This window comes from Endozoicomonas sp. ONNA2 (assembly GCF_024606365.1).
In the GTDB taxonomy this organism is placed as follows: domain Bacteria; phylum Pseudomonadota; class Gammaproteobacteria; order Pseudomonadales; family Endozoicomonadaceae; genus Endozoicomonas.
In genome coordinates this window covers 1-2,479 of the sequence record NZ_JAHHPO010000561.1, presented here as the reverse complement: position 1 = coordinate 2,479, position 2,479 = coordinate 1, and the positions used below count along the sequence as shown (strand labels likewise).

Below are 2,479 nucleotides of genomic sequence, written 5' to 3'. Positions count from 1 at the left end.
ATGAACTGATTCTCTGGTTGCACAAATGTTTTATTGCCAGGCTCTGGCCGGTGGCAACTGCTTCAGGACAGGGTGAACTGAGTAAACTGCTCATTGCTGAGTCTGGATGTTTTGATATTGTTGACTTTTCAACGTCTCAGGATCAACCGTTATTCGATAACACATGCCGTAACGCACTCAGGCAATTACCGGCCCTAAGTGCGACCGTTCTTAATCTGCCCGATTGTACCCGGCTGTCGATAAAGCTTCAGGCTCATGCGTGTACTATCGATCTGTTTGAACAGGCCGACGCTGGCAAACAACGGACCGTTCGGTTGTGTTATTCTGAGCCATTTGCCAATACAACGAAAAAATTCCTGAATGGCATGCTCAAGCGTCTGTGGTATTTGACGCAAACACTGTCGCACTATCGGCAAAATAGCGGCTTCAATGCTCCGGACATTCATTTCAATGAACAGACAGGTCAAATCCTTTTTGAATTCACCCATATTCCCACCAAAACAGACGTACGGCGGCTGTTTGTGGACATGATTGAGCTATTGAAAAAACTGACTAATGTGGATCTCTATCTGGTGCCGTTTAATCTGGACGAGAGCCAAACAAATTGGTCAATGGCCGCAATCAGGGAAAGGCTGAATAATCCCGCTTTTTCTGTTACCAATAAATTCGCTCTGCAGCATGTCCACTGGCTCTTGGCTTACACTAAAAATAAATCAATGATGACCCGCTTTATCGACGATAGGGAACTTCGTCATTTGGTCGAATCGGCGCTGCTATTTTCCAAACTTGCTAAAAGTTTCACCAGAAAGACGAATGGAAACCGTATTGAAACACTGTTGAGCTTTCAAACTGAAGAGCATAAACAGACATTACTGTGGCATTGGTTACTGGCTGATCCAGTCAGGGCTGAGTACCTGGTTAAAAAGAACTATAACTGGTTAGCACACGAGGCTACGGCCATGCATCTGGTGTCACAGAATGGTTACATTCTCGAACTCCTTGCGCCTGAAATCCGCAACCAGCGTGCGATTGTTTTTGCGGCCATCAAAAGCCACCCGCAGGTAATGGCCTATGCACCGGAAACCTTTAAAAACGATTTTGAAATGGTGAATTATGCCCTGGCAAATACCACAGAAAATCCTGAAAAAATCATTGCCTCTATCGGGGTGGAGTTGTCATCTGATGATGTGCTTTTTCGGCGGTTGTTAACCACAGCGGTTAAAAATTCGTCTTATGCTCTTTCTTGTGATGCGATAACTGAATATCTCGAACAAGATCCCGAATTCCATAAAGAGCTTCTTCTGTTGGCCATAGAGCGCAATAAAGATGAACTCTATGCATTAACTCACCACGTTGTCAGAAAAAAACTGCCCGGTGACCATCATCTTTATCGGAAACTGGCCTTAACAGTGTTGGCAAAAGATAATTTTGGAGAACAATTACAATTTTTCCCAGATTTGAATAACGATCGAGAAGTCGTTCTCACTGCGGTCGGCGCTTGCCCCAAAGCGTTGAAATACGCCGGACGTGAATTTCAAGACGACGAAGCATTAGTCAAGACAGCTGTCGAGTACAAGGGGAAAATGCTGAAATTTGCCAGCGAAAGGCTTAAGGATAATCAAGCCATCGTACTGGCAGCCGTGAAAAATTATGGCCCTGCGCTAGAATACGCCAGTAAACGGTTAAGGGCAGATCCGACAATTGTTACAACTGCTTTGGAAAATAAAGGTTGGGCACTCAGGTTTGCCGATGAACAGTTCAAACACAACCCGCACTATATTCGACTTGCTGTCATTCATCATCACCCTGAACACTCTATTGATAAGTACCTTGACAAGAGTCAGTTTGAAAATAAGGAATTATTGACTCTTGCCGTATCAAAAGACCCCAAGAGCTATAAATTCGTCGGTCCGAAACTGAGAGGAGATGAAGCGCTGGCGCAACTGGCTGTGCAAGGTGATGGTCACTTGCTCCATTATGTCGATAGCTGGCTGCGTGACCATGAGCCTACTGTGCGGCTGGCAGTTCAACGCCATGGTAAGGCACTTATGCATGTCAGCCCGGAACTGCGGGCCAATAAGGCACTGGTCAAACTGGCAGTGCACAATAACGGCATGGCGCTGAGGTTTGCCAGTGACGCGCTTAAGGATTGTCCGGAAGTGGTCAAACTTGCCCTGCAACAAAATCCGCTGGCGCTGGAGTTTGCCGGTGACAAATGCCGTAATGATCCTGAGCTGGTCAATATCGCCTTGCAGAACAACGGCAATGCCCTGCGTTACGTTGGCCGTTCATTAAAAGGCAAACCTGAAATTATTGAGGTAGCCATTGATAGTATCGGGCCTGTTGCGGTGAGAGCATTCGGCAATTCTGTAAATCTGACACGGCCTCTCAGGTGGTCGTCAGACTAAAGCCCTGGCTCCTGGGAGGCTGTCCGAGAATAGCGCTCGACTGGGCGTCGCCGTAGCGAGGACGGCAGAAA

General features: G+C 46.8%; 1 protein-coding gene. It reads left to right on the top strand.

What is annotated here, in order from left to right; genetic code table 11:
* The coding region (locus KDK14_RS09815) for a DUF4116 domain-containing protein (protein ID WP_257264921.1) at positions 1-2,408 on the top strand (2,408 nt) is incomplete at its 5' end.
* Between the last annotated feature and the right edge of the window lie 71 nt (positions 2,409-2,479).